Raw genomic sequence first — 24,703 nt, 5'->3', positions numbered from 1 at the left:
GCGGCGCGCCCTCGGCCGCCCCCGGGCGGTGCCCCTCCCCGCCCGGGAGGGGCAATCGTCCCGTCGGGGCGATTGACCCCCACGGGGGTGGGCACCGCACCGGTGGAACCCCCACGGAACGGCCGCCCGCGACGGGGCCCGCCCGGTCGGCCTCGCGGTGCGGCGCGGCCGGGGGGCAGGGAGCATGGAGACAGGCGCGGCGCGGCGGGAGGAGGGCAGCGTGACGGCCGGTTCCTTCCCGGGGACGACGGGGCGGGTCGGTGTGCCCCTGGACGGCAAGGGACTCCTCGACGTGCTCGGGGTCGCGGCGGTCGTCGTGGACGCCCGTGGCCGGATCGTGCTGTGGAGCCCGCAGGCCGAGACCCTCTTCGGGTTCCGCGCCGACGAGGCCCTCGGACAGTACGTGGCCCGGCTGATCGTCGGCGCGGACCACCGGGAGGAGGCGATGCGCCTCTTCGCCGAGGTGCTGCACGGCGGCGCGGCCTGGGCGGGCACCTTTCCCGTGCGGCACAAGGACGGTTCCGTCCGTCGGGTGGAGTTCCGCAACATGCGGCTCACCGACGACCTGGGCGATCTGTACGCGCTGGGGATCGCCGCCGACGGCGCCGCCGTGGAGCGTATCGAGACCGAGCTGGCGCTCTCCGACCGGCTGGTGTCCCAGTCGCCGATCGGCCTCGCCGTCCTCGACACCGAGCTGCGCTACGTCCTGGTGAACCCGGCGTTGGAACGGATCAACGGTCTTCCGGCCGCGGCGCACCTCGGCCGGCGGATCCACGACATGCTCCCGCAGGTCGACGCCGGGCCCCTGGAGGCGGCGCTGCGCACGGTGCTGGCGACGGGGACGCCCCTGCTCGACCACCTGGTGGCGGGCCGGACCGCGGCGGACCCGGAGGAGGAGCACATCTGGTCCCTCTCCTTCTACCGCCTGGAGGGGGCGGACGGCCGTGTCCAGGGGGTCGCGGCCTCGGTGATCGACGTGACCGAACGGCACCGCGCGGACGCGGACGCCGACCGGTCCCGGCGGCGGCTCGCGCTCATCGCGGACGCCTCGGCCCGGGTGGGCACCACCCTGGAGGTGGAGCGGACGGCCGACGAGCTGGCCTCGGTGGTGGTGCCGGAGCTCGCGGACATCGCCGCGGTCGACGTCCTCGACTCCGTCCTGGCGCTGCGCAGGCCCGGCGCGCCCGAGGAGGGGCCCGAGCTGTTCCGCGCGCTCGCGGTGAAGGCCGGGAGCCGCACGGAGGCGCTGCCGGCGGCGGACCCGCCGGGGGAGGTCGCGATGTACGGGGCGGACCGGCTGGTCACCCGGTGCGTGCACACCGGTCTGCCGGTCCTGGTGGAGCACGTGGGCCCCGGCGACCTGTCGCGGATCGCGCGGAGTCCCGAGGCGGCGGAGCTGCTGGCGCGGGCGGGGGTCCACTCGTATCTGGCGGTGCCGCTGATCGCGCGCGGCGAGGTGCTGGGCGCGCTGGACCTGAAGCGGGACCGCAACGCGCTGCCCTTCGACGGGGACGACGTCCTGCTCGCGACGGAGCTGGCGGCCCGCGCGGCCGTCAGCATCGACAACGCGCGCTGGTACCAGAGCGTGCGGAACTCGGCGGTGACCCTCCAGCGGAGCCTGCTGCCGGGATCGCCCCCGGCGCGGACGGGGCTGGAGGTCGCCGCCCGCTACCAGCCGGCGCACGCGTCGAGCGAGGTCGGCGGCGACTGGTACGACGTGATCGCGCTGACCGACGACAAGACGGCGCTCGTCGTCGGGGACGTGATGGGCAGCGGGATCGACGCGGCGGCGACGATGGGCCGGCTGCGGACCGCGACCTGCGCGTTCGCGGACCTCGATCTGTCCCCGGCGCAGGTCCTGCGGCATCTGGACCGGATCACGGCGGGCCTGGAGCACTACATCGCGACCTGTCTCTTCGCCGTGCACGATCCGGTGCGGCAGCGGTGCCGGATCGCGAACGCGGGCCATCTGCCGCCCGTCCGGGTCCCGGCGGACGGGCCGGCCGAGCTGGTGCGGCTCTCCACGGGGGTGCCCCTGGGCGTCGGCGGCGGCGCCTTCCGCACGGCCCGGGTGCCGTTCCGGCCCGGGGACCGGCTGGTGCTCTACACGGACGGTCTGATCGAGACCCGTCACGAGGCGATCGACGAGCGGCTCGATCTGCTCGTACGCCTCCTCGACGAGGACCGCGGGCCGCTGGAGGAGACCTGTGACCGGCTCCTGCGGGCACTGCGCCGGCCGGGCGCGCCGGACGACGTGGCGCTCCTGATCGCCAGGAGCACGGGATGACGGCCCGGTACCGGGACAGAGGGCGGGCCCACGCGCGGGAGAAGGGGCGGGTCAGGAGCCGTGGTACGGGGCTGCGGAGCGTCGCCGGGCAGGTGTTCGCCCTGGAGGCGCTGATCGCGCTCCTGGTGATCGCGGTGGCGGCGTTCGTGACGTTCCACCAGGAGCGGCGGGACACCGAGCGGGACGCCCGGATCCGTTCGCTCGCGGTCGCGGAGGCCTTCGCCCACGCGCCCGGCATCGACAAGGCGCTGACCTCGCCGAATCCGACGGCGCAGCTGCAGAGCCGGGCGGAGGCGACCCGGCGGGCCACGGGCGTGGACTTCATAGCGGTCCTGAGCCCCTCCGGGGTGCGGTACACCGACTCGGATCCGGAGCTGATCGGCAAGAAGGCGACCGGGGACCTCTCGCGGGCGACGGTGGACGGCGAGTCGTACACGGAGCTGTTCCGGGGCGCGCCCAACGACGCCGTGCGGGCCGTGGTCCCGGTGGTGGACGAGAAGGGGAAGGTCGTCGGCATGGTCAGCAGCGGCATCGAGGTGGAGAGCATCTCGCACTCGGTGCAGGACCGGCTGCCGCTGCTCCTCGGCGCGGCGGGCGGAGCCCTGGCGGCGGCCGTGGGCGGGGCGGCCCTGGTGAGCCGGCGGCTGCGGCGGCAGACGCACGGCCTGGGGCCCGCGGAGATGACCCGGATGAAGGAGCACCACGAGGCGGTGCTGCACGCGGTCCGGGAAGGGGTCCTGATCGTGGGCGCCGACCACCGGCTGCTGCTCGCCAACGACGAGGCGCGCCGGCTGCTCGGCCTCTCGGCGGAGGCGGAGCGGCTGCCGGTCTCGGAGCTCGGCCTCGATCCGCGGACGGTCGAGCTCCTGGAGTCGGGGCGGTCGGCGACGGACGAGGTGCACCGGGCGGGCGACCGGCTGCTGGCGGTGAGCGTGCGCCCCACGCTCTCGGAGGGCGCCAAGTCCGGCAGCGTGATGACGATGCGGGACACCACCGAGCTGGCGGCCGTGACCGGCCGGGCGGCGGTGGCCCGCGGCCGTCTGCAGCTGCTGTACGAGGCGGGGGTGCGGATCGGGACGACGCTGGAGGTCGTACGGACGGCGGAGGAGCTGGCGGAGGTGGCGGTGCCCCGGTTCGCGGACTTCGCGACGGTGGAGCTGCTCGAACCGGTGCTGCGCGGGGAGGAGCCCCCCGCGGCCGCGGCCGCGTCCACGGAGATGCGGCGGACGGCGCTGAGCGGGCTGCGGCCCGACCAGCCGCTCCAGCCGGTCGGGGACACCGTCCACTTCCACGTCCGCAGCACCCCGATGGCGAAGGCCCTGGAGGCGGGGCACGCGGTGGTGGAGCCGGAGCTCGCCTCGGCGGAGGGCTGGCGGGCACAGGACCCGGAGGGGGCGGCGCAGGCACTGGCGTACGGGATGCACTCGCTGCTGACGGTGCCGCTGCTCGCCCGCGGGGTGGTCCTGGGGATGGCCAACTTCTGGCGGGCGGACACGCCGGAGCCGTTCGGGGAGGACGACCTGTCGTTCGCGGAGGAGCTGGCGGCGCGGGCGGCGGTCGCGATCGACAACGCGCGCCGGTTCACGCGGGAGCACGCGATGGCGGTGACGCTGCAGCGGAGCCTGCTGCCCCGGGTGCTGCCGGACCAGAGCGCGGTGGAGGTGGCGTACCGGTACCTGCCGGCGAAGGCCGGGGTGGGCGGCGACTGGTTCGACGTGATCCCGCTGCCGGGGGCGCGGGTGGCGCTCGTGGTGGGGGACGTGGTGGGGCACGGGCTGCACGCGGCGGCGACCATGGGGCGGCTGCGGACGGCGGTGCACAACTTCTCGACCCTGGACGTGCCGCCGGACGAGCTGCTCGGCCATCTCGACGAGCTGACGGGCCGGATCGAGGACGGGGACGGGGAGGGCACGGGGGGCGAGGTGCGGCGGCGGGACGAGGGCATCACCGGGGCGACCTGTCTGTACGCGATCTACGATCCGGCGTCCGGGCTCTGCACGGTGGCGAGCGCGGGCCATCCCGGTCCGGCGCTCGTCGCTCCCGACGGGCGGGTCGAGTTCCCGGAGCTGTCGCCGGGGCTGCCGCTGGGGCTCGGTCTGGGCGACGTGCCCTTCGAGTCGTCGGAGCTGTGGCTGCCGGAGGGCAGCAAGCTGGTGCTGTTCACGGACGGGCTCCTGGAGGACCACGGGCGGGACCTGGACGCGGGGCTCGGGCTGCTGCGGACGACGCTCGCCCGGCCGGACCGGAGCCCGGAGGAGACCTGTGCGGACGTGCTCGCGACGCTCCTCTCGCCGACGCAGCGGGACGACATCGCGCTGCTCGTGGCGGAGACCCGGCTGCTCGCCCGGGACCGGATCGCCGAGTGGGAGGTGCCCCGGGACCCGTCGGCGGTGTCGCCGGTGCGGAACGCGGCGGCGGCGAAGCTGTCGGAGTGGGGGCTCGACGGGCTGGCGTTCACGGCGGAGCTGATCCTCAGCGAGCTGATCACGAACGCCGTGCGGTACGGGGCCGATCCGGTGCGCGTGCGGCTGCTCCACGACCGGACGCTGATCTGCGAGGTCTCGGACGGCAGCAGCACCTCGCCGCACCTGCGGCACGCGGCGACGACGGACGAGGGAGGGCGCGGGCTCTATCTGGTCGCCCAGTACGCGGAGCGGTGGGGCACGCGGTACGCCCGGCGCGGCAAGACGATCTGGGCGGAGCTGAGGGTGGGCGCGGACGGCTCGGAACCGGTCGCGATGGCCGTCCCGGACCTGGACGCCCTGGAGGACCTGGCGTGGTGAGCCCGGCGGGGCACTCTGGTATACCAAATGGAGGCCCCGTTCCCGCATCCCGAGGAGACCCCGTGACCCCGCCGCCCCGCACCGCCACCCTCTTCCACGACGTCCGCCCCTTCGGCGGACCGGCCCGCGACCTGGTCGCCGTGGACGGCGAACTCGTGGCCGAGGTCCCGCCGGGCGCCGAGGTCGAGCGGATCGACGGGGGCGGACGGCTGGCGCTGCCGACGCTGGTCGACGCGCACATCCACCCCGACAAGACCTCCTGGGGCGAGCCCTGGCACAGCCGCCGGCCCGCGCACGGCATCGCCGAGTACGTCGCCGGCGACGTGGAGCTGGCCCGCGCCCTGCCGACCCCGGTCGCCGAGCGGGCGCTGCGTCTGATGTCGCACGCCGCCGCCCAGGGCACCCGCGCGATGCGCGCCCACGCGGACGTGGCCCCGGCGTACGGGCTCTCCGGGATCGAGGGGGTCGCCGAGGCGGCCCGGAAGCTCGCCGGGATCGTCGACGTCGAACTGGTCGCCTTCCCGCAGCACGGGGTGGTCCGGACGCCCGGGGTGGCCGAGCTGCTGGCGGAGGCCGCCGCGAGCGGGCTCGTCACCCACGTCGGCGGCATCGACCCGGCCGGCTTCGACGCGGACGGCGGCCACGAGGGCGGCGACGGCGACCAGCTCGGCACGGTCTTCGGGCTCGCCGAGAAGCACGGGCTCGGGCTCGACATCCACCTCCACGACCGGGGCGAGCGGGGTCTCGCGCCGCTGCGGGACATCGCCGCGCGGACCCGGGCGCTCGGCCTCCGGGGCCGGGTGAGCGTGGCGCACGCCTTCGCGGTCGCCGGTCTGTCCGGCCGGGAGCTCGACGAGACGGCGGACCTGCTCGCGGAGGCGGGGATCGCGCTCACCACGGTCGCGCTGTCCGCGACCACGATCCTGCCCTTCCGGCGGCTCGCCGAGCGCGGGGTGACGGTCGGCCTCGGTTCGGACGGGGTCCGGGACAGCTGGAGCCCCTTCGGGAACGCGGACATGCTGCACCGCGCGTGGCTCGCCGCCTGGGCCCTGGACGCGCGGCTCGACGAGGAGCTGGAGGGCTGCTTCCGGCTCGCCGCCGACGGGGGCGCGGAGCTGCTCGGCCTGCCGAAGGCGGACCTCCGGCCCGGCTCCCCCGCCGACTTCATGCTCGTCGACGGCGAGTGCCTGCCGCAGGCGGTGGTGGACCTGCCCCGCCGCGACCTGGTGGTCCGCGCGGGCCGGGTGGTGGCGCGGGACGGCCGCCTGGTGTGACGGGTACGGGGGGCGGGGCCGGACCCCGCCCCCCGTACCCGCCCTCAGTCCCGCTCCACGTCCACCGTCGTGAGCGAGGCGTACCGCTCGGGGTCGGTGCGCCGGATGCGCAGGGCCACGAGCAGACCGGCCGCGAGGACCACCGGAAGCGGCACCAGGAGGGCCGTGTTCACGGCGCCGGTGCGGCCGGTGAGCAGGTCGAAGTGGACCACGGCGAGCACGGTGAGCAGGGCGAGGCCGGCGCAGGAGATCAGCGGTGCCCAGACGACCCGGGCGGCCGGGAGGCCCATCCGGTCGCGGCGGAAGTAGGCCCAGACGGCGAGCGCCGCGAGGGCCTGCATGCCCATGATGCCGAGGACGCCGACGCTGTTGGTCCACAGGAAGACCTCGCCGTACGGGTCGGCGGCGAGGAGCGCCCCGACCCCGACGACGGCCAGGTTGAAGCCGGTCTGGGCGACGACGGCGCCGCCGGGCGAGCCGTGCTTCCCGGAGACCGCGCCGAGGCGGCGGGGCAGCAGGCCCTCGCGGCCGAGGGCGTACAGGTAGCGGGCTCCGGCGTTGTGGAAGGCGAGGGTGGCGGCGAAGGCGCTGACGACGATGAGGCCGTGCATGGCGTCCGCCAGCCAGGGCCCCGCGTACAGCTCGGCGGCCCGGAAGGTGAGTTCGGGGCCGTCGGCCGCACGGGCCAGCTCCACGGCCTCGTCGGTGCCGAAGGCGCCCATGATCAGCCAGCAGCCGAGGGAGTAGAAGACGGCGAGGAAGCCGATCGCGATGAAGGTGGCGCGGGGCACGGTCCTGTGCGGTTCGCGCACCTCCTCGGCGAAGATCGCGGTGGCTTCGAAGCCGGTGAAGGCGCCGACGACCAGGACGAACATGCCCGCGACGCCGCCTGCGGCGAGCGTGGAGGGCGCGAAGGACGCGGTGTCGAGGGCCGCGGTGCCGCGCTCGCCGAGGATGCCGCCGTCCATGACGACGAGCGAGAGGACCTCCAGGACCAGCGCGATGCCGAGGACCTTGGCGCTGAGCGTGACCTTCAGCCAGCCGAGCACGCCGACGGCGAGGACGCAGAGCCCGGAGAGCAGCCACCAGGGCACGTCGGCGCCGGTGGCGTCGCGGACCGATCCGGCGGCGAAGTAGCCGAAGGCGGCGGCGACTCCGGGGGTGACGAGGTTGTACGAGACGACGGCGACGTAGGCGGTGCCGACGCCGAGGGTGCGGCCGAGGCCGCGGGCGACGTACGCGTAGAAGGCCCCGGCGTTGCGGACGTGCAGGCTCATCGCGGTGAACCCGGCGGCGAAGAGGGCCAGCAGGGCGCCGGAGACGAGGTAGGCGAGCGGGGCGCCGGGGCCGCCGATGCCGATGGCGAAGGGGGCGACGCCGGCGAGGACGGTGAGCGGCGCGGCGGCGGCCACGACGAAGAAGACGAGGTCGAAGGTGCCGATCCGGCCGGCGGCGAGCCGGGCCGCCCCGGGGGTCGTCGAAGCCGTGCGGGGAGGGTTGTCGGTGCTCACGCGGCTCCTCCGGCGGGCGGGACGAACGTGGGATGGGTGTCGTCGGAGAAGGGGCCGACGACGTTTCCGGCGTGCAGCACGAGGAGCCGGCGGGGGTGGGCGGCGACGGCCTCGGGGACGGAGCCCGCGGCGACGGCGACGAGGTCGGCGCGGGAGCCGGGTGCGAGGCCGTGGTCGGTGAGGCCCAGGGCGGCGGCGGCCTCGTCGGTGACGAGGGAGGCGGCGACGGACAGTTCGGGGTCGGTCATGAGACCGGTCCTGAGGCCGATGATCGTGGCGCGTTCGAGCATGTCGGCGGTGCCGTAGGGCCACCAGGTGTCGCGGATGTTGTCGGAGCCCGCGAAGACGCGGACGCCGTGCTCGCGCAGCCGGAGGACGGGCGGGACGGGGCCGCTCGGGCCGTTGGTCATGATCGCGACCCCGGCGGCGGCGAGGGCGGTGGCGGTGCGGTCGAGTTCGGTGTCGTCGACGTCGCCGAGGGCGTAGGCGTGACTGACGGCGACCTTGCCGCCGAGGCCGAGGGCGGCGGTGCGGGCGGCGATGTCCCGCAGCTGGGCGGTGCCGGTCTCGCCGCCGTCGTGGAGGTGCAGGTCGACGCCCTTGCCGTGGCGCTCGGCGAGGCCGAAGACGATGTCGAGCTGGCCGGCGGCGTCGCCGTCGAAGCCCACGGGGTCGAGGCCGCCGACGAGGTCGGCGCCGTCGGCGAGCGCGGCGTCGAGGAGGCCTGCGACGCCGGGGGCGGCGACGACCCCGGACTGCGGGAAGGCGACGAGCTGGATGCCGAGCCGGTCGCGGAACTCCTCGCGGACGTCGAGGAGGGCGTGCAGGTGGTCGAGGCCGGTGTCGGGGTCGACGTCGACGTGGGAGCGGACGTGTCCGGTGCCGAGGGAGACCATGCGGCGGGCGAGGGCGGCGGCCCGTTCGGCGACGGGCACCTCCTCGGCGTGGCGGGAGTCGCGCTCGGCGGCGATCTGCTCCTGGAGCGTGGCGGTGGCCCGGTGCGGGCGCCAGGGGGCGCCGAGGAGGGTCTTGTCGAGGTGCGCGTGGCCGTCGACGAGGGCGGGCAGCAGCAGCGCGCCGCCGAGGTGGAGCGCGCCGGGCGGGGTGGGGCGGCCCGGGACGTGCGGCTCGACGGCGCTCACCCGGCCCTCCCGGAGGTGGACGTCGGCGGTGCGGCCGTCGGGGAGGGTGGCCCCGATGAGGGCGGTGGGACCGGGCGGGGCGGAGGCCTCGCTCATGGTGTCTCCTTCGCGAAGTACGTACGGGTCGCAGGGGGCGCGCGCCGCGATGCCCCTGGTGAACGCGGCGCGGCGCCAAGGTAACTGGTATACCGAATACCAGGCAATGGTGTGGGGCCCCTCACTTCGGGGCCTTCCCGGACCGGTCTGCGAAGATCGGGGAAGCACCGTCTCCACACCCCCCGACTGGAGCCCTCCCGATGACCACCCCCCGCCCCGCCGCCCGCAGCACCGCCATCGGGGACACCCATCCGTCCCTGCGGGAGCGGGTGTACGTGGAGCTGCGCGAGCGGATCATCGAGGGCGACTACCCGGCGGGGCTGCGGCTCGTGGAGCGGGAGATCGCCGACGAGCTGCGGGTCTCCCGGGTGCCGGTGCGCGAGGCGATGCAGCGCCTGGAGTCGGAGGGCTTCCTCTCGGTGCAGCCGCGCCGGGGCTCGGTGGTGGCCGCGTTCGGCCCGCGGGACGCCGAGCACCTCTTCGACGTGCGGGAGAACCTGGAGGGCCTGGCCGCGCGGCTCGCCGCCCGGCACGCGACCCCCGCCGGGCTGCGGGACCTGGAGCGGCTCCTGGCGCGGGCGCGGAGGGCGGCGGAGTCCGGGCGGCTGCGCGAGGCCGTCTCGCTCAACGCCGACTTCCACCGCCACCTCGTCGAACTCTCCGGGAACCCGCTCCTGGTGGACCTGATGGCCCCGCTCGACTCCCGGCTGCGCCGCCTCTTCCGGCTCACCTCGGCCCAGGCGGACGGCGAGCCGATGTGCGGGGCGCACGAGCGGCTCTACGAGGCGGTCCGCGACCGCGACGAGGACGGCGCGGAGGCCCTGGCCCGGGCCCACGTGGCCGACACCCGCGCCTCGGCACAGCGCCTCCTCGCGGCGCTGCCGGACGCCGCGGGCCCGGCCTGATCCGAAAGGCGGGTCCTGCCCTTCGGGCGGACGGCGCCACTTCCCGGACACGGCCCGGCCCAGCTTCCGCAGCGCCGTCCGGACGGCGGCCAGGTCCTGGTCCGAGGCCAGTCCGGCGTGGTGGAGGCGCAGTTCGGTCGCGCCCGCGTCGCGCGCCTGCTCGGCGTCCCGGGCCAGGTGCCCGGGGCGCCCCCCCATGCCGCCGACCACGGAGAGGTTGGCGGCCAGGACGGTCCCCGGGCGGGCGTGCTCCGCGAAGTCGGCGGGCTTCGGCGGGCGGGCGACGACGCCGTCCGCGAGGTTCAGGACGTGGGCCGGGTCCGTGCCGGCGTCGGCGCCGCAGCGGTACGGGTCGGGGTCGGCGTGCAGCAGGACGCGGAAGCCGGGCGGGGCGGCGGCGCGGACGGCGGCGACGGCGGCCTCCTGGAAGGCGCGGGCGGTCCGCGCGCGCCAGGCGAGGGCGGGGGCCTCCAGGCCGCCGAGCCCGCCCGCCGGTCCCGCGCCGGCCCAGACGGGCTCCAGGCCGCTCGCGGCGAGGGCCTCGGCGGCCCGTCCGTGGGCGTCGCCGGGCGCCCACTCCCCCGCGGGGCACGGGCGGAGGGCGCGGCCCGCCCAGCGCCCGGGGTCCGGCGGGTGGAGCACGGCGGCGTGCTCGGCGGTGACGATCCGGTGGACGGGGTGACGGGGGCTCAGCGCCCGGGTGGAGTGGCAGGCGGCGGCCAGGGTGACCTGCGCGAGGCCGAGCTCGGCGAGGAGCCCGGGCGCGGCGGGGTCGCCGTCGACGTCTCAGGGGTAGAGGAAGGCCCCGGCCCTCATGCGCCGGCCCCCTCGGGAAAGGATCCGGCCCTCATGCGCCGGCCTCCTCGGAAGAGGCTCCGCTCCTCACGCCCCGGCCTTTTCGAGGAGGGCCCGGCCGCGCTCGACGAGCAGCATGAGCGCGTCGACGTGCTCGGGCGCGGGCTCGCTCAGCGGCGGCCGCACCTCGCCCACGTCCAGACCGCTCCTGCGCACGGCCGCCTTGACGAGCGAGACGGCGTATCCCCGGCCCTGGGCGCGGAGTTCGGCCAGGGGGCGGTAGAAGCCGTCGACGAGCAGGTCCAGGGTGGCGTCGTCGCCGGAGGCGAGGGCGCGGTGGTAGGCGAGGGCGAGGTCGGGGGCGAAGCAGAAGACGGCGGAGGAGTAGAGGGTGACGCCGATGCCCCGGTAGGCGGCGCCGGTGAGTTCGGCGGTCGGCAGGCCGTTGAAGTAGAGCAGGTCGAGGCCCTCGGAGCGGACGGCGCTGACGATCCGCTGCATGAGGCCGAGGTCGCCGAGGCCGTCCTTGAGGCCGATGACGCCGTCGGTGCGGGCGAGGGCGACGGCGGTGTCGGGGGTGAGGACCGCGTTGTCCCGCTGGTAGACGATGACGTCGAGCGGGGTGGCGGCGGCGAGTTCGGTGTAGTGGCGGAGCAGTCCGGCCTGGTCGGGGACGACGAGGTAGGGGGGCATGACGAGGAGTCCGTCGGCGCCGGCCTCCTCGGCGAGGCGCGCGTAGTGGACGGCGAGCGCGGTGCCGTAGCCGGCGCCGGCGACGACGGGGACGCGGCCCGCGGCCTCCTCGACGGCGGCGGCGACGCAGTCCCGGAACTCCTCGGGGGTGAGGGCGTGGAACTCTCCGGTGCCGCAGCAGGCGAACACGGCCGCGGCACCGGCGTCGACTCCGGCGCGGACGTGGGCGCGGAAGGCGGCGAGGTCGACGGAGCCGTCGGGTGCGAAGGCGGTGACGGGGAAGAACAGCAGGCCGTCGAGGCGGCCGGCGAGCGGGGCAGGGGTCACGGGCGCTCCCAGGCGAGTCCGTCGTACACAATCATGATTTTCATCCATATACATGAACGCTGACCTGACGCACGCTAGAGCAGTGCCGATCGGCCGGTCAAGGCGATTGTGCGGCTCGGTCAAGGATCTTGACGCCCCGTCGGGCGCCTCCCTAGCGTGTCCACGGTTGTGAATGCCGCTCACGTGCATGCCACTCGACGGAGGAGACCCGCTCCATGACCGCACCCCGCACCGTCCTGCTCACCGGCGCCGCCGGGGGCGTCGGCACGCTGATGCGGGAGCTGCTGCCCCCGTACGGCTACGAGCTCCGCCTCCTGGACGTCGCTCCCGTGCCGGGGGCGCCGGACGCGGTCGTCGCCGACCTCGCGGACCGCGCGGCGCTGCGCGAGGCGGTCCGGGGCGTCGACGCGATCGTGCACCTGGCGGGCATCTCCCTGGAGGCCGACTTCGAGAAGATCATGGCCGCCAACATCGCCGGCGCCCACCACCTCTACGAGGCCGCCCGCGAGGAGGGCGTCCGGCGCGTGGTCTTCGCCTCCAGCAACCACGCGGTCGGCTTCACCCGGCGCCCGCGCGAGGGCGAGCCGCCGCTCCCGGTCGACGTCCCGCACCGGCCCGACACCTTCTACGGCCTCTCCAAGTGCTTCGGCGAGGACCTGGCCCAGCTCTACTGGGACCTGCACGGGATCGAGACCGTCTCCCTGCGCATCGGCTCCTGCTTCCCCGAGCCCACCTCGGTGCGGATGCTGTCGATGTGGCTCAGCCCCGCCGACTGCGCCCGTCTCCTGCACGCGGCGCTCACCGCCGAGGACGTGGCCCACACGGTCGTGTACGGCTCGTCCGCCAACACGCGCGCGTGGTGGGACCTCTCCACGGCCCGGGCGCTCGGCTACGCGCCGGAGGACGACTCGGAGGTCTACGCGGAGAAGGTCCTCGCCGAGAAGGGCCTCCCGGCCGAGGGCAGTCCCGACGACCTCTACGTGGGCGGCCACTTCTGCGCGGACCCGCCCCGCTGGCCGCACTGACCGGGGCACGCGGGCCCGGACGCGTCGACCGGGGGCACGCCGGACCCGGCCGTACCCTGGGGGGCCACACGGGACCCGGCCGGACTGATACGGGGGAGACCGGCCGGGACCCGGGCGTCGGTGCGCCGACGCACCTGACCAGTTCACCGTAGGCCCGGCCGAAGATCATCGCGAGCCGCTGAACGCGGCACCTGTCCGGATTGCGCGGCGGGCCGGTGCACCGGGAGCACGCGCGCGCGTGGACGCGCCCCCTTCCCCCCTCAGCGGCCCGCGTTCCCCCCTCAGCGGCCCGCGCGGAGCGTCCGGGACGGCGTCTCGCCGAACCTCTCCCGGTAGCGGGCCGCGAACCGGCCCTGATGGGCGAAGCCCCAGCGCCAGGCCACCTCGCTCACGCTCACCTCGTCCGCCGCGGCCGCCCGCAGCTCCTCGCGGACCCGGTCGAGCCGGACCTCCCGCACGTACGCCATCGGCGACATCCCCACGTACTCCCGGAAGGACTCCTGCAGGCGCCGCACGCTGACGCGGCCCAGGGCGGCGAGTTCGGTGGTCGTGAACGGATGCTCGGGACGCTCCCGCACCGCGTCCATGGCGCGCTTGACCGGGGCCGGCCGCCGCGCCTCCGCCGGGTGGGCGAGCACCTCCCGCCACGGGTGCTCGGCGGCCAGCAGCAGGCCGTTCAGCAGCGCCTCCTGCAGGGGTCTGGCGACCAGCTCGTGCGTGGCGAGCCCCTCCCCGGCGAGCGCCTCGGCGGCGACCTGGCGGGCGAAGCGGACCCAGCTCAGGCCGGGGCCCCGGGTGATGTCCAGGCGGGGCGCGAAGACGAGCGGGCCGCGCGGCGACCGGCCCGTCAGCTGTTCGAGGCGGTCGCGCAGTTCGGCCGCGCCGATCTTCACGGACAGGGTCCGGCAGTCCCCGCTCCAGCGGTCGAGGAAGGTGTCCCCGGCCGGGTCGAGGAGCAGCGCCTCGGCGGGCGTCGCGACGATCCGGGAGCTGCCGCCCTGGCGCATCTCCATCGTCCCGCTCAGCGGCGCGTTGAGGTGGTACGCGCCGAGCTCGCCGAAGCTCATCCGCACATCGGCGCCGCAGCTGAGGTCGCCGATGACCAGCGGTCCGAGCGACACGGTGTCGAAGCGGGCCGCGAAGGGGCGCCGCTCCCCGTCGACGACGGCCATGCGGTTCGCGTAGTAGCGCGCGTCGAGCTCCTCACGTGCCTCGTCCACGTCCTCCGTCCGGAACGAGTTCCCGCCCGTCACGCCCGCGCCGCCCGCGGTCCCCACAGCTCCCATGGACCGAAAGAATATTCATATGACGGATCTGACCGGGAACGGCAGGATGCCCGGCATGCCACGACCCCATGGATTCTCCTACGAGCGGCGCCGCGACGGCTCCGTCGTCCTCACCCACCAGGGACGCGCCGCCGGCGTGCTGCGCGGCGGGCGCGCCGAGAAGTTCCTCGCGGAGGTGGAGACGGGTGACGCCCAGCTGGTGATGGCCCGCTGGACGGGCTCGTACCGCTTCGGCAACGAACGGCAGGCCAGGGACCACCCGCGTAACCGGAGTGGCCGAACGGGCCGCCGGTAAGGGAACGGCAAAGGGGGCCGGATCGTTACCCCTGGCATGACCGCTATGACCCCCGGCTCGAACATCCCTCTCACCGCCGCGCGCGTGGCGGTGGACGTGGCCGCCCCCGTGCGGCTCGACGTCTCGGGCCTGCTGCTCGGCGCCAACGGCAAGGTGCGCTCGGACGACGACTTCATCTTCTACAACCAGCCGGCCGGGCCCGGTGTCACCTACCGCTCCGGCGGCGGGACCGCGCCCGACGCGATCCTGGTGGACACCGGCGCCCTCCCGGCCGGCATCGAGCGGATCGTCGTCACGGCGAGCCCGGACGCCGCGGGCCAGACCTTCCAGGGCATCGAGCCGACGGCCACCATCCGGAACGCGGACGACGGCGCCGTGATCGCCACGTTCACGCCGCCGCGGCTGGCCACGGAGACGGCGCTGGTGGTCGTCGAGATCTATCTGCGCAACGGCGCCTGGAAGGCCCGCGCGGTGGGCCAGGGGTACGCGAACGGGCTGGCCGGCATCGCGACCGACTTCGGCGTCTCGGTGGACGACGAGCCCGCCGCCCAGGCCCCGGCGCCCGCCGCCGCGGCCCCGGTCGCCCCGGCGCCCGCCGCCCCGGCCCCGGCCGCCCCGCCGGTGCCGCCCGCGCCGCCCGCCGCGCCGGTGGACCCGCGCGTCGCGGCCGCCGCCCCGGCCGCCGCCCCCGTCTCCACCGGCAAGATCAACCTCGACAAGGGCCGGGTCAGCCTCCAGAAGAACCAGACGGTGTCCCTGGTCAAGGGCGGCCGCCCGCTGCTCTCCCAGGTCAAGATGGGCCTCGGCTGGGAGCCCGCCTACCGGGGCAAGGACATCGACCTGGACGCCTCCGTCATCGCGTACGGCCCGCAGCGCAACCACCTGGACAGCTGCTACTTCGGCAAGCTGACCATCCTGGGCGGCTCGGTCAAGCACTCCGGCGACAACCTGACCGGCGAGGGCGCGGGCGACGACGAGGTGATCACCGTCGACCTCGGCCGCCTCCCGGCCGACGCCACCGGCCTGGTCTTCACGGTCAACTCCTTCTCGGGCCAGAAGTTCACCGAGGTCGCCAAGGCCTACTGCCGGCTCATCGACGGGACGACGGGCGAGGAGCTGGTCCGCTTCGACCTGACCTCCGCCGAGCCGCAGACCGGCGTGATGATGGCCAAGCTGATCAAGCAGTTCTCCGGCGAGTGGGAGATGACGGCGATGGGCGAGTTCGTGAAGTCGCGGACCGTCCGGGGCATGGTGAAGCCGGCCGCCCAGGCGCTCTGAGCGGCCGGACCCCCTCTCAGAACAGCGCGCTGTAGGCGTTGAGGGCGGGCTGGCCGCCGAGGTGGGCGTAGAGCACGGTCGAGTCCCGGCCGATCTCTCCCCGGTCCACCAGGTCGACCAGACCCGCCATCGACTTCCCCTCGTAGACGGGGTCGGTGACCATGCCCTCGGTGCGGGCGGCGAGCCGCATCGCGTCGAGGGTGGCCTCGTCCGGGATGCCGTACACCCCGGCGTGGTAGCGCTCGTCCAGCTCGACGTCGGCCGCCGTCACCTCGCGCTCCACGCCGATGAGGGCGGCGGTGTTCCGGGCGATCCGGGTGATCTGCTCGTGCGTCGGCACGGGCTTCGCGGAGGCGTCGATCCCGATGACCCGCCGGGCGGGACCGCCCTCCTCGACGAGCGCGGCGAAGCCCGCGACCATGCCGGCCTGGGTGGAGCCGGTCACCGAGCAGACGACGACCGTGTCGAAGAAGACGCCGAGCTCGCGCTCCTGCTCGGCCACCTCGTAGGCCCAGTTCGCGAAGCCGAGACCGCCGAGGCGGTGGTCGGAGGCGCCCGCCGGGATCGCGTACGGCTTCCCCCCGCCCTCCTCGACCTCGCGCAGGGCCTGCTCCCAGCTCTCCTTGAAGCCGATGCCGAAGCCGGCCCTCACCAGGCGCACGTCCGCGCCCGCGAGGCGGCTGACCAGGATGTTGCCGACCTTGTCGTAGACGGAGTCGGGCCAGTCGACCCAGCTCTCCTGGACGAGGACGCACCGGAGTCCGGCGCGGGCGGCGACGGCGGCGACCTGGCGGGTGTGGTTGGACTGGACCCCGCCGATGGAGACGAGGGTGTCGCAGCCCTGGGCGAGCGCGTCGGCGACCAGGTACTCCAGCTTGCGGGTCTTGTTCCCGCCGTACGCCACGCCGGAGTTGCAGTCCTCGCGCTTGGCCCAGAGGGCGGCGCCGCCGAGGTGGTGCGTCAGCCGTTCGAGGGGGTGGACCGGGGAGGGCCCGAAGAGGAGCGGGTAGCGGTCGAAGTCGGTGATCGGCAAAGCGGCTCCCGGTGAATGCGACGACGGTCGGCGGTCCTGGACGCGCTGTGGCCCTACCGGGCCGAGGGCTCCGCGGGCGCGGGGATGCCGGTCACCTCGGCCACCTCGATGGCGTCGTCCGCGAGCTGTTCGAGCGCGGCCCAGATCTCCGTGGTGACCCGCACCGCCTCCTCCGCGTCACCCGCCGCGCACGCCTCGATGAGCCGGGCGTGCAGTTCGGCCGATCCGCAGCTCCCGGCGTCGCCGAAGAGCCGCCGCTCGACGCGGCGGATCAGGGGGGTGTACCGCGCGATCGTGGCGGCGGCGGCGTGGTTTCCGCTCGCGACGACGAGGACCTGGTGGAGTTCGTCGTCGGCGTTCAGGGCGGCCTCCACGTCGGAGGCGCGGACGGCCGCCGCGAAGCGCTCGTTGGCCTCGCGCATGGTCCGGATGCCCTCGGGGCCGAGCAGCGGCACCCCGGTCCTGGCGGTGAGCTCGTGCATCACCCGCACCACCGAGGCGGCGTCCCGGACGACCCGGCTGACCGGCCGGGTGACCCGGGTGTAGCTCTGCGGCTTGGACTCGACGAGCCCCTCGGCTCCGAGCCGGGCCAGGGCCTCGCGCACGGGTGCGCGCGAGAGCCCCAGCCGTTCGGCGAGATCGGCGTCCTTCAGCGAGGCGCCGGGCGCGAGGTCGCCGCGGACGATGGCCTCGCGCAGCGCCTCGTACGCCCGGTCACGCAGCAGGGTCCGGCCCACGGGCCGCAGTGCGTCCATGGACTGCCATGTTAGATGTCAGTCCATGGAGCTGACCAGAGATCAGTTCCGGCCTCAGCGGCGGGGCTGACGGCGCCAGGGGCCGGTGATCGCGACCATGATGCCCGGCGTCTGGATGTTGGCGAACAGCGTCTCGCCGTCGGGCGAGAAGACGACGCCGGTGAACTCGCTGTCGTTGAGGTCGTTGCGGGCGATGGGGTAGGTGCGGCCCGAGTCGGTCGCGCCGAAGAGGTGCTGGACGCCCTCGCCGTCCTCGGCGATGACGAGCCCGCCGTACGGGGAGACGGTGATGTTGTCGGGGCCGTCGAAGGCGCCGTCCTCGTCCGGGGCCGCGTTCACGCCGAGCAGCACCTTGAGGGTGAGGGTGCGGCGCTTCGGGTCGTAGAACCAGACCTGGCCGTCGTGCGCGGCGCCGGGGCTCTCCTCGCGCGCGTAGGAGGAGATGACGTAGGCACCGCCGTCGGCCCACCACATGCCCTCCAGCTTGCGGGCGCGGGTGACCTGACCGGCCGCGAACTGCTTGCGGACGGGGGTGGTGCGGGCGTCGCGGTCGGGGACGTCGACCCAGTCGACGCCGTAGACGGTGCCGATCCGGGTGGCGCGGGACAGGTCGTCCACGAAGCGGCCGGAGGAGTCGATGCACTTGAAGGCCTGGAGCACACCGGCGTCGTCGGCGAGGGTGCGGAGCTTCCCGCGGCCGTGCTCGAAGCCGTGCGGCGGGACCCAGCGGAAGAGCAGGCCGTTGGGGCCGGAGGCGTCCTCGGTCAGGTAGGCGTGGCCGTGCTTGGGGTCGATGACGACGGCCTCGTGGGCGTAGCGGCCGAAGGCCTTGATCGGCTTCGGGGCGAGGTTGGCCCGGCGGTCGTGCGGGTCGACCTCGAAGATGTAGCCGTGGTCCTTGGTCATGCCGTTCTTGCCGGCCAGGTCCTCGGTCTCCTCGCCGGTCAGCCAGGTGCCCCAGGCGGTGCGGCCGCCCGCGCAGTTGGTGGAGGTGCCGGCGACGCCGACCCACTCGGCGACGGTGCCGTCGCGGTGGACCTCGACGACGGTGCAGCCGCCGGCCGCGGCCGGGTCGTAGACGAGACCCTCGGCGAGCGGGACCGGGTGCTCCCACTTCTCGCGGGGGCCCTTGAGCTCGTGGTTGTTGACGAGGTACGTGGTGCCGCGCGGGCCGGCGAAGGCTGCGGTGCCGTCGTGGTTGGAGGGCGTGAACTCGCCGGACTCGAGGCGCGTCACGCCGCTGTGGGTGACGACGCGGTACGAGAAGCCCTCGGGCAGGGCGAGCATCCCGTCGGGGTCGGCGACCAGCGGGCCGTACCCGAGCGTCCGCCCGTGGCCGTGGCCGGCTCCGTGCGCCTCCGGCTCGTCGGACGCGAGCGCCTCGGGGGCGGTGGCGAGAGCGCCGACGGCTCCGGTGAGGGCGAGGCCCGCGCCGGCGACGGCGGACCGCTTGGTGAACTCTCTGCGGTTGAGCGGCATGGTGATGGAGTCTCCCTGTGATGGCCGGATCTCGCGGGTCACCCTCCCGCGCCTCCACGAACGCCGTCTGAACACCACGGGAACACCACCCGGCACCCCTTCCGGACCGCCGCACGGGGCACCCCCGGCCGGGGGTGCCCCGTGGCCCCGGGTCAGGAGCCCGAGCGGGAGCGGGCCTTGAAGGCGGCCTTGCGGGCGTCCTTCGCCGTCGTCTTGTCCCGGTGCAGGCGGCCCATCGCCTCCAGGACCTCCGCCGTGGCGGGGTGCTCCACCCGCCAGGCCGCCTCGAAGAAGCCGCTGTGACGGCCGGTCAGGCCCTCGATCAGCTCCTGGAGCTCCTGGAGGTCGCCGTCCGAGGAGAGCTGGGCCGCGATCGTGTCGATCGCGAGCCAGAAGATCATCGACTCCGGCGGCGCGGGCACGTCCGTCGCGCCGCGCTCGGCGAGCCAGACCCGGGCGAGGCCGCCGAGTTCGGCGTCGTCCAGGACCTCCCGGACGGCGGGCTCCGCCTCGGCGCCCACGAGGGAGAGCGTCTGCTGGCAGTGGAGGCGGCGGAGCGGGGAGCCGGCGTCGGCGCCCCGGGCGGCGTGCAGCAGTTCGCGGGCCGCGCCGAGCGCGTCGCGGCGGGCCAGCCACGCGGCGGTCTCCTCGCGGGCCGCGGCCTCCGGGTAGCCGGCGATCCCGTCGAGGAGGGCGTCGGCGCCCTTCTCCGTCAGGTCGCCGACGGCGGGCGCGTCCACGCCGGCCTCCAGCATCCGGGCCCGGACGCCGTAGAGGCCGAGCGGGGTGAGCCGGACCATGCCGTAGCGGGTGACGTCCTCGTCGTCGACGGGCGGCGCGGGCTCCTCGCCCTCCTCGACCATGAGGGCCTCGTCGACGGGCTGGTACTCGACGAGCCCGATCGGTTCGAGCAGCCGGAACTGCTCGTCGAGCCGCATCATCGCGTCCGAGACCTGCTCCAGGACGTCGTCGGTGGGCTCGCCCATGTCGTCGGGGACGACCATCGACGCGGCGAGCGCGGGCAGCGGCACCGGGCCCTCGCCGGCTCCGCCCTCGCTGACGGTCAGCAGGTAGAGGTTGCCGAGGACGCCCTCCAGGAACTCGGCCTCGGCCTCGGGGTCCCAGTCGAGCGCCTCGACGTCGATCTCGCCGTCCTCGCCGAGGATCGCGTCCAGGTCGTCGAGGACGGGCGCGACGGCGTCGGCGAAGACGGCGTCGAAGCCGTCCAGCCAGAGTCCGAGGACGTCCTGGGGCGAACCGCCCGTGACCAGCGCGAGGTTCTCGCCGGGGCCGGCACGGCCGGGGAGGTCGCCGTCCTCGCCGTCCTCGCCGTCCTCGACGGCGACGAGACCGGTGTCGACGGCGAGCCGCCAGGCGTCGCCGGCCCAGGTCTCGCCGTCCTCGTCGCCGGCGAGGCCCAGCACCTCGGCGGCCTCGGGGAGCTGCTCGTCGACTAGCTCGCCGCCCGCGTCGACCCGGGTCCCGGGGCCGGCCCAGCGGGCGAGCCGTACCGCCTGGGCGAGGAGGGGGGCGGCCAGGGCGTCCCGCGCCAGCTCCGCGTCCGCAGGCAGCCGAACGGGGGGAAGGGTGGGGTGGTCCGCTGACATCTGGGGGGTCTCCTCGACGCGTGCGTGGGTGAAGGCGAAAGGGGCTCAACGAGAGTCCTCAGGGTAGACGCATCCGGGGCCCCGTCCGCCGGTTCACGGATCCGTCAGCCTTCGTACACCCGTCGACTCTTGACAAGTGCGGGGCTCTCACAAGAGATTGACGCGCGTAGATTCATCTGCCGATCCTCCAAGCACCCTCGGAGCCTCTGATGTCTTCGTCCATACCGAGATTCGCCGCGGTCTCCGCCGTCGTCGCCTCCGCCCTCGCCGCCGGTCTGCTCGCGGGCCCGTCGAGCGTCGCCGCGGAGATCACCGCCGCGGAGACCACCGCGGACAGCGCCGCCGGTGTCCGCATCCACGACATCCAGGGCACGACGCGCGTCTCTCCCCTCGTCGGCAAGCAGGTCGCCGGCGTCACGGGCATCGTCACCGGCGTCCGCACCTACGGCTCTCGCGGGTTCTGGATCCAGGACCCGGAGGCCGACGCGGACCCGGCCACCAGCGAGGGCGTCTTCGTCTTCACGAGCTCCGTCCCGACCGTCGCCGTCGGCGACGCGGTCAGCGTGAGCGGCACGGTCACCGAGTACGTCCCGGGCGGCCTGAACTCGGGCAACCAGTCGCTGACCCAGATCTCGAAGCCCGTCGTCAAGGTCGTCTCGAAGGACAACCCGGTCCCGGTCCCGGTGACGATCTCGGGCTGGTCGGTCCCCGACGCGTACGCCCCCGAGGGCGACCCGGCCGCGGGCGGCTCGATCAACGGCCTGACCCTGGACCCCGAGACGTACGCCCTGGACTACTACGAGTCCCTGGAGGGCACCAACGTCCGGATCGGCCCCTCGCGGGTGGTCGGCGCCACCGACCCGTACGCGGAGCTCTGGGTGACGGTGAAGCCCTGGGAGAACCCCAACCTGCGCGGCGGCACGGTCTACGGCTCGTACGAGTCCCAGAACACCGGCCGGCTCCAGATCCAGTCGCTGACGCCGCTGGCCCAGCAGCCCTTCCCCAAGGCGAACGTGGGCGACCGCCTCACCGGCACCACCGAGGGCCCCCTCGACTTCAACCAGTTCGGCGGCTACACGCTGACCGCCCGCACCCTCGGCACGGTCGTCGACAACGGCCTGGAGCGCGAGACCACGGACAAGCAGCACAAGAACGAGCTGGCCGTGGCGACGTACAACGTCGAGAACCTGGACCCGAGCGACCCGCAGGAGAAGTTCGACGCGCTCGCGAAGGCGGTCGTCGAGAACCTCGCCTCGCCCGACATCGTCGCCCTGGAGGAGATCCAGGACAACAACGGCGCCAAGAACGACGGCACGGTCGCCGCCGACGTGACGGTGAAGAAGTTCACCGAGGCGATCGCGGCGGCCGGCGGCCCGGCCTACGAGTGGCGCTCGATCGACCCGGTGAACGGCAAGGACGGCGGCGAGCCCGGCGGCAACATCCGCCAGGTCTTCCTCTTCAACCCCGAGCGGGTCTCCTTCACGGACCGCGCGGGCGGCGACGCGACCACCGCCACCGCCGTCACGGGCACCAAGGGCCGCGCCGCGCTGACCCTCTCCCCCGGCCGCATCGACCCGTCGAACGCCGCCTGGGAGGCCAGCCGCAAGCCGCTCGCGGGCGAGTTCGTCTTCCGGGGCCGCACGGTCTTCGTGATCGCCAACCACTTCGGCTCGAAGGGCGGCGACGAGTCGATCGTCTCGCACCACCAGCCGCCGAACCGTTCCTCCGACGCGAAGCGGCTGCTCCAGGCGCAGGCCGTCAACGCCTTCGTGAAGGACATCGTCGCCCTCGACAAGCAGGCCGACGTGCTCGTGGTCGGCGACATCAACGACTTCGAGTTCTCCGGGACGGCGCAGGCGCTGACGGACGGCGGCGTGCTCTACCCGGCCGTGAAGTCGCTGCCGGCCGACGAGCGCTACTCGTACGTCTACCAGGGCAACAGCCAGGTCCTCGACCAGATCCTGACCAGCCCGGGCGTGCACCACTTCGAGTACGACAGCGTGCACATCAACGCCGAGTTCGCCGACCAGGACAGCGACCACGACCCGCAGGTCCTGCGCTTCCGCCCCTGACGGCCCGACCCGTCACACGCCCGCGCTCAGACTGAGCGCGGGCGTGTACCGCCGCACCCGTCCGCCGACGAGCCGCGGGTCGTGCCGCACCCGCCTCCAGGCCTCGCTCAGCGGCGCTTCGTCCGTCACCCAGGCCTCGTGGGCCTCCTCGCTCTCCCATTCGGCGTAGTTCAGGACCCGGCCGCCGTCGACGGACAGATGGAACTGGCCGCTGATCCCGCCCGGCACCGGGCGCGTCGCCGCGTCCTCGTCCAGGGCGGCGAACACGCCGTCCACCCAGTCCTCGCGGACCCCCTCCCCGGCCCCGTCGAAGTCCGCCTCGACGATCACGACGACCCCGGGCAGCTCCCCCGTGCTCGTCGCGCCCCGAACGGTGGAGCGGTGGATCGCGCCGTAGCGGCGGAGCTCCACCCGCTCGATGTCCGGCACGGCGGCGTCGATCTCGGCGTTCCGGTCGTCGCGGTGGGTGCGGACGAAGTCGTCGTAGGCCTGCTGCTCGGTCCACTGCGAGTAGTGCAGCAGCGTGTCCCCGTCGGTCCCGATCAGGACGCTGTACGAGAGCAGTCCGAGGTCCGGCCACGCGCGGCTCTCCCAGGCCTTCCGGACGGCCTCGACGGCGGCGCGCTGGCGCTCGGGGGTGCCGACGCTCCAGGTGCTGACGAGGACGGCGCCGACTCCGGGGCGGTGGAGGTCGGGGCGGGCATCGGGGTGGGCGACGGCGTTCATGGGGTGTCTCCTCCTGCTCGGTTCGGATGGTTCGACCCTCCTCCCTCAACCATGGTTGAGGTCAAGGGACTTCGGCATGGGAGACTTCGCGCCATGATCCTTCGCCCCGCCACCCGTGCCGAACTGCCCGCCGTCCTCGCCCTCCTCGCCGACGAGGACAGGGTCGTGGACCCCGCCTCGGTCGTCGTCACCGACGCGTACGAGCGGGCCTTCGCGGACATCGAGGGCGATCCCCGCAACGAGATGCTGGTCCTGGTGGACGGCGGTCTCGTCCTGGGCTGCCTCCAGGCCACGTACATCCCGGGACTCGGCAGGGGCGGCGCCGAACGGGCCCTGATCGAGGCGGTCCGGATCAGGGCCGACCGGCGCGGCGGGGGGCTCGGCCGGGAGCTGATGGAGCGGACCGTGGCGCGGGCGAAGGGACGCGGCTGCGCGCTCGTCCAGCTGACCAGCGACAAGCAGCGGACGGACGCCCACCGCTTCTACGCCTCGCTGGGCTTCGCGCGCAGCCACGACGGCTTCAAGCGGGCCCTCTAGCCCAGCAGGTGCCCGCCGCCGTCGACGAGGAGGACCTCCCCGGTGATGTACGAGGCGTGGGCCAGGTCGAAGACGGCGCCGGCGATGTCCTCGGGACGGCCGATCCGGCGCAGCGGGACGACCCCGGCCACGTGCTCCTTGGCGGCGTCGGCGCCCTCGACGCCGTCGAACCAGGGGGTGTCGACGAGGCCGGGCGCGACCGCGTTGACGCGGACGTCGGGGCCGAGGGCCTTGGCGAGGAGCTTCGTCATGTGGTTGACGGCCGCCTTGGAGACGGCGTACGGGATGGAGCTGCCGCCGGGCCGGACGCCGGCCTGGGAGGAGACGGTGACGACGCTGCCGCGGGTCTTCCGCAGGTGCGGGACGGCGGCGGTGACGGTCTGCCAGACGCCGATGACGTTGACGTCGTAGAGGTGGCGCCAGACCTCGGGCGAGGCGGCTTCGAGGTCGTCGTGCGGGATGAACCGGGTGGTGCCCGCGCAGTTGACGAGGAGGTCGAGGCGGCCGTACGCCTCCACGGCGGCCTCGACGAGCCCCGCGGCCTGGGCCTCGTCCGCGACGTCGGCCCGCACGTAGACGGCGTCCGGCAGTTCGGCGGCGAGGGCCTCGCCCGCTTCGACCGACCGTCCGGAGTTGACGACGACCCGGTAGCCGGCGTCGGCGAGGCGGCGGGCGACGGCCGCGCCGATGCCCGAGGACGAGCCGGTGACGAGGGCGACGCGCTGTTCGGCGGCCGTGCTGTGTGCGCTCATGCTGTGCTGTTCTCCATGTCCCCCTGTCGCGCCCGGCCGATCATG

General features: G+C 74.6%; 19 protein-coding genes and 1 pseudogene. 9 read left to right on the top strand and 11 right to left on the bottom strand.

The window, feature by feature from the left end; all coding sequences use genetic code 11:
* The first annotated feature begins 184 nt into the window (after nucleotides 1-184).
* The 3 genes from ACFYUZ_RS04200 to ACFYUZ_RS04190 are packed head-to-tail and all read left to right on the top strand — an operon-like array spanning nucleotide 185 to nucleotide 6,344.
* A complete protein-coding gene (locus ACFYUZ_RS04200; RefSeq protein ID WP_389306086.1) occupies nucleotides 185-2,287 on the top strand; it encodes a SpoIIE family protein phosphatase in 2,103 nt (700 codons plus the stop codon).
* Nucleotides 2,284-5,070, top strand: coding sequence for a SpoIIE family protein phosphatase (locus ACFYUZ_RS04195; RefSeq protein WP_389306084.1), 2,787 nt, complete (start codon nucleotides 2,284-2,286; stop codon nucleotides 5,068-5,070). The genes ACFYUZ_RS04200 and ACFYUZ_RS04195 overlap by 4 nt, the downstream gene beginning before the upstream one ends.
* Complete coding sequence (locus ACFYUZ_RS04190; RefSeq protein WP_389306083.1) at nucleotides 5,064-6,344, top strand: amidohydrolase; 1,281 nt, start codon at nucleotides 5,064-5,066, stop codon at nucleotides 6,342-6,344. Before ACFYUZ_RS04195 ends, ACFYUZ_RS04190 begins: the two co-directional genes overlap by 7 nt.
* Before the next feature lie 44 nt (nucleotides 6,345-6,388).
* On the opposite strand, the gene ACFYUZ_RS04185 is transcribed toward ACFYUZ_RS04190, so the two are convergent.
* Together ACFYUZ_RS04185 and ACFYUZ_RS04180 are read right to left on the bottom strand one after the other, a co-directional pair.
* Nucleotides 6,389-7,855 carry an APC family permease gene (locus tag ACFYUZ_RS04185; protein WP_389306082.1) on the bottom strand — a complete coding sequence of 489 codons (1,467 nt, stop codon included), beginning with the start codon at nucleotides 7,853-7,855 and terminating at the stop codon, nucleotides 6,389-6,391.
* Nucleotides 7,852-9,093: an amidohydrolase gene (locus tag ACFYUZ_RS04180; RefSeq protein ID WP_389306080.1), complete on the bottom strand. Its 1,242-nt coding sequence runs from the start codon at nucleotides 9,091-9,093 to the stop codon at nucleotides 7,852-7,854. The genes ACFYUZ_RS04185 and ACFYUZ_RS04180 overlap by 4 nt, the downstream gene beginning before the upstream one ends.
* Before the next feature lie 200 nt (nucleotides 9,094-9,293).
* On the opposite strand from ACFYUZ_RS04180, the gene ACFYUZ_RS04175 reads away from it, so the two are divergent.
* Nucleotides 9,294-9,998, top strand: coding sequence for a GntR family transcriptional regulator (locus ACFYUZ_RS04175; RefSeq protein ID WP_389306078.1), 705 nt, complete (start codon nucleotides 9,294-9,296; stop codon nucleotides 9,996-9,998).
* A 60-nt stretch (nucleotides 9,999-10,058) separates the two neighbouring features.
* Here ACFYUZ_RS04175 and ACFYUZ_RS04170 read toward each other — a convergent pair.
* Both ACFYUZ_RS04170 and ACFYUZ_RS04165 read right to left on the bottom strand, forming a co-directional pair.
* Nucleotides 10,059-10,814, bottom strand: a pseudogene (locus ACFYUZ_RS04170) (hypothetical protein); the annotation flags it as partial.
* Nucleotides 10,815-10,880: 66 nt separating this feature from the next.
* Entirely contained in the window at nucleotides 10,881-11,813 is a 933-nt protein-coding gene (locus ACFYUZ_RS04165) for a 5-dehydro-4-deoxyglucarate dehydratase (RefSeq protein ID WP_389306076.1), read from the bottom strand.
* Nucleotides 11,814-12,028: 215 nt separating this feature from the next.
* Here ACFYUZ_RS04165 and ACFYUZ_RS04160 point away from each other — a divergent pair, with 215 nt between their 5' ends.
* A complete protein-coding gene (locus tag ACFYUZ_RS04160; RefSeq protein WP_389306074.1) occupies nucleotides 12,029-12,838 on the top strand; it encodes an NAD-dependent epimerase/dehydratase family protein in 810 nt (269 codons plus the stop codon).
* 281 nt (nucleotides 12,839-13,119) lie between these two features.
* Here the strand turns inward: ACFYUZ_RS04160 and ACFYUZ_RS04155 are convergent, their stop codons facing one another.
* A complete protein-coding gene (locus ACFYUZ_RS04155; RefSeq protein WP_389306072.1) occupies nucleotides 13,120-14,124 on the bottom strand; it encodes an AraC family transcriptional regulator in 1,005 nt (334 codons plus the stop codon).
* A gap of 55 nt (nucleotides 14,125-14,179) precedes the next feature.
* Between ACFYUZ_RS04155 and ACFYUZ_RS04150 the strand changes: the two genes are divergently transcribed.
* Together ACFYUZ_RS04150 and ACFYUZ_RS04145 are read left to right on the top strand one after the other, a co-directional pair.
* Nucleotides 14,180-14,419: a hypothetical protein gene (locus tag ACFYUZ_RS04150; protein WP_389306070.1), complete on the top strand. Its 240-nt coding sequence runs from the start codon at nucleotides 14,180-14,182 to the stop codon at nucleotides 14,417-14,419.
* 45 nt (nucleotides 14,420-14,464) lie between these two features.
* Nucleotides 14,465-15,697, top strand: a complete 1,233-nt coding sequence (locus ACFYUZ_RS04145; RefSeq protein WP_389306280.1) for a TerD family protein — start codon at nucleotides 14,465-14,467, stop codon at nucleotides 15,695-15,697.
* 16 nt (nucleotides 15,698-15,713) lie between these two features.
* On the opposite strand, the gene ACFYUZ_RS04140 is transcribed toward ACFYUZ_RS04145, so the two are convergent.
* The 4 genes from ACFYUZ_RS04140 to ACFYUZ_RS04125 form a co-directional block, all read right to left on the bottom strand.
* A complete protein-coding gene (locus tag ACFYUZ_RS04140) occupies nucleotides 15,714-16,730 on the bottom strand; it encodes a 1-aminocyclopropane-1-carboxylate deaminase (RefSeq protein ID WP_389306068.1) in 1,017 nt (338 codons plus the stop codon).
* A gap of 53 nt (nucleotides 16,731-16,783) precedes the next feature.
* A complete protein-coding gene (locus tag ACFYUZ_RS04135; RefSeq protein ID WP_389306066.1) occupies nucleotides 16,784-17,485 on the bottom strand; it encodes a GntR family transcriptional regulator in 702 nt (233 codons plus the stop codon).
* A 54-nt stretch (nucleotides 17,486-17,539) separates the two neighbouring features.
* A complete protein-coding gene (locus ACFYUZ_RS04130; protein WP_389306065.1) occupies nucleotides 17,540-18,964 on the bottom strand; it encodes an alkaline phosphatase PhoX in 1,425 nt (474 codons plus the stop codon).
* 152 nt (nucleotides 18,965-19,116) lie between these two features.
* On the bottom strand, nucleotides 19,117-20,571 hold the full coding sequence (locus ACFYUZ_RS04125) for a hypothetical protein (protein ID WP_389306063.1): 1,455 nt from the start codon (nucleotides 20,569-20,571) through the stop codon (nucleotides 19,117-19,119).
* 209 nt (nucleotides 20,572-20,780) lie between these two features.
* Here ACFYUZ_RS04125 and ACFYUZ_RS04120 point away from each other — a divergent pair, with 209 nt between their 5' ends.
* On the top strand, nucleotides 20,781-22,643 hold the full coding sequence (locus ACFYUZ_RS04120; RefSeq protein WP_389306061.1) for an endonuclease/exonuclease/phosphatase family protein: 1,863 nt from the start codon (nucleotides 20,781-20,783) through the stop codon (nucleotides 22,641-22,643).
* Between the two features lie 12 nt (nucleotides 22,644-22,655).
* Here ACFYUZ_RS04120 and ACFYUZ_RS04115 read toward each other — a convergent pair whose 3' ends face one another.
* Nucleotides 22,656-23,369 carry an antibiotic biosynthesis monooxygenase gene (locus ACFYUZ_RS04115; RefSeq protein WP_389306060.1) on the bottom strand — a complete coding sequence of 238 codons (714 nt, stop codon included), beginning with the start codon at nucleotides 23,367-23,369 and terminating at the stop codon, nucleotides 22,656-22,658.
* Between the two features lie 93 nt (nucleotides 23,370-23,462).
* Here ACFYUZ_RS04115 and ACFYUZ_RS04110 point away from each other — a divergent pair, with 93 nt between their 5' ends.
* Complete coding sequence (locus ACFYUZ_RS04110) at nucleotides 23,463-23,906, top strand: GNAT family N-acetyltransferase (protein WP_389306058.1); 444 nt, start codon at nucleotides 23,463-23,465, stop codon at nucleotides 23,904-23,906.
* On the opposite strand, the gene ACFYUZ_RS04105 is transcribed toward ACFYUZ_RS04110, so the two are convergent.
* Nucleotides 23,903-24,658: an SDR family NAD(P)-dependent oxidoreductase gene (locus ACFYUZ_RS04105; protein ID WP_389306056.1), complete on the bottom strand. Its 756-nt coding sequence runs from the start codon at nucleotides 24,656-24,658 to the stop codon at nucleotides 23,903-23,905. The two genes, ACFYUZ_RS04110 and ACFYUZ_RS04105, sit on opposite strands and share 4 nt — an antisense overlap.
* Nucleotides 24,659-24,703: the final 45 nt, after the last annotated feature.

Source organism: Streptomyces sp. NPDC004266 (assembly GCF_042874095.1).
GTDB lineage: Bacteria > Actinomycetota > Actinomycetes > Streptomycetales > Streptomycetaceae > Streptomyces.
Note: the sequence above shows the minus strand (reverse complement) of the source record. Positions and strands in the feature narration are given on the sequence as shown.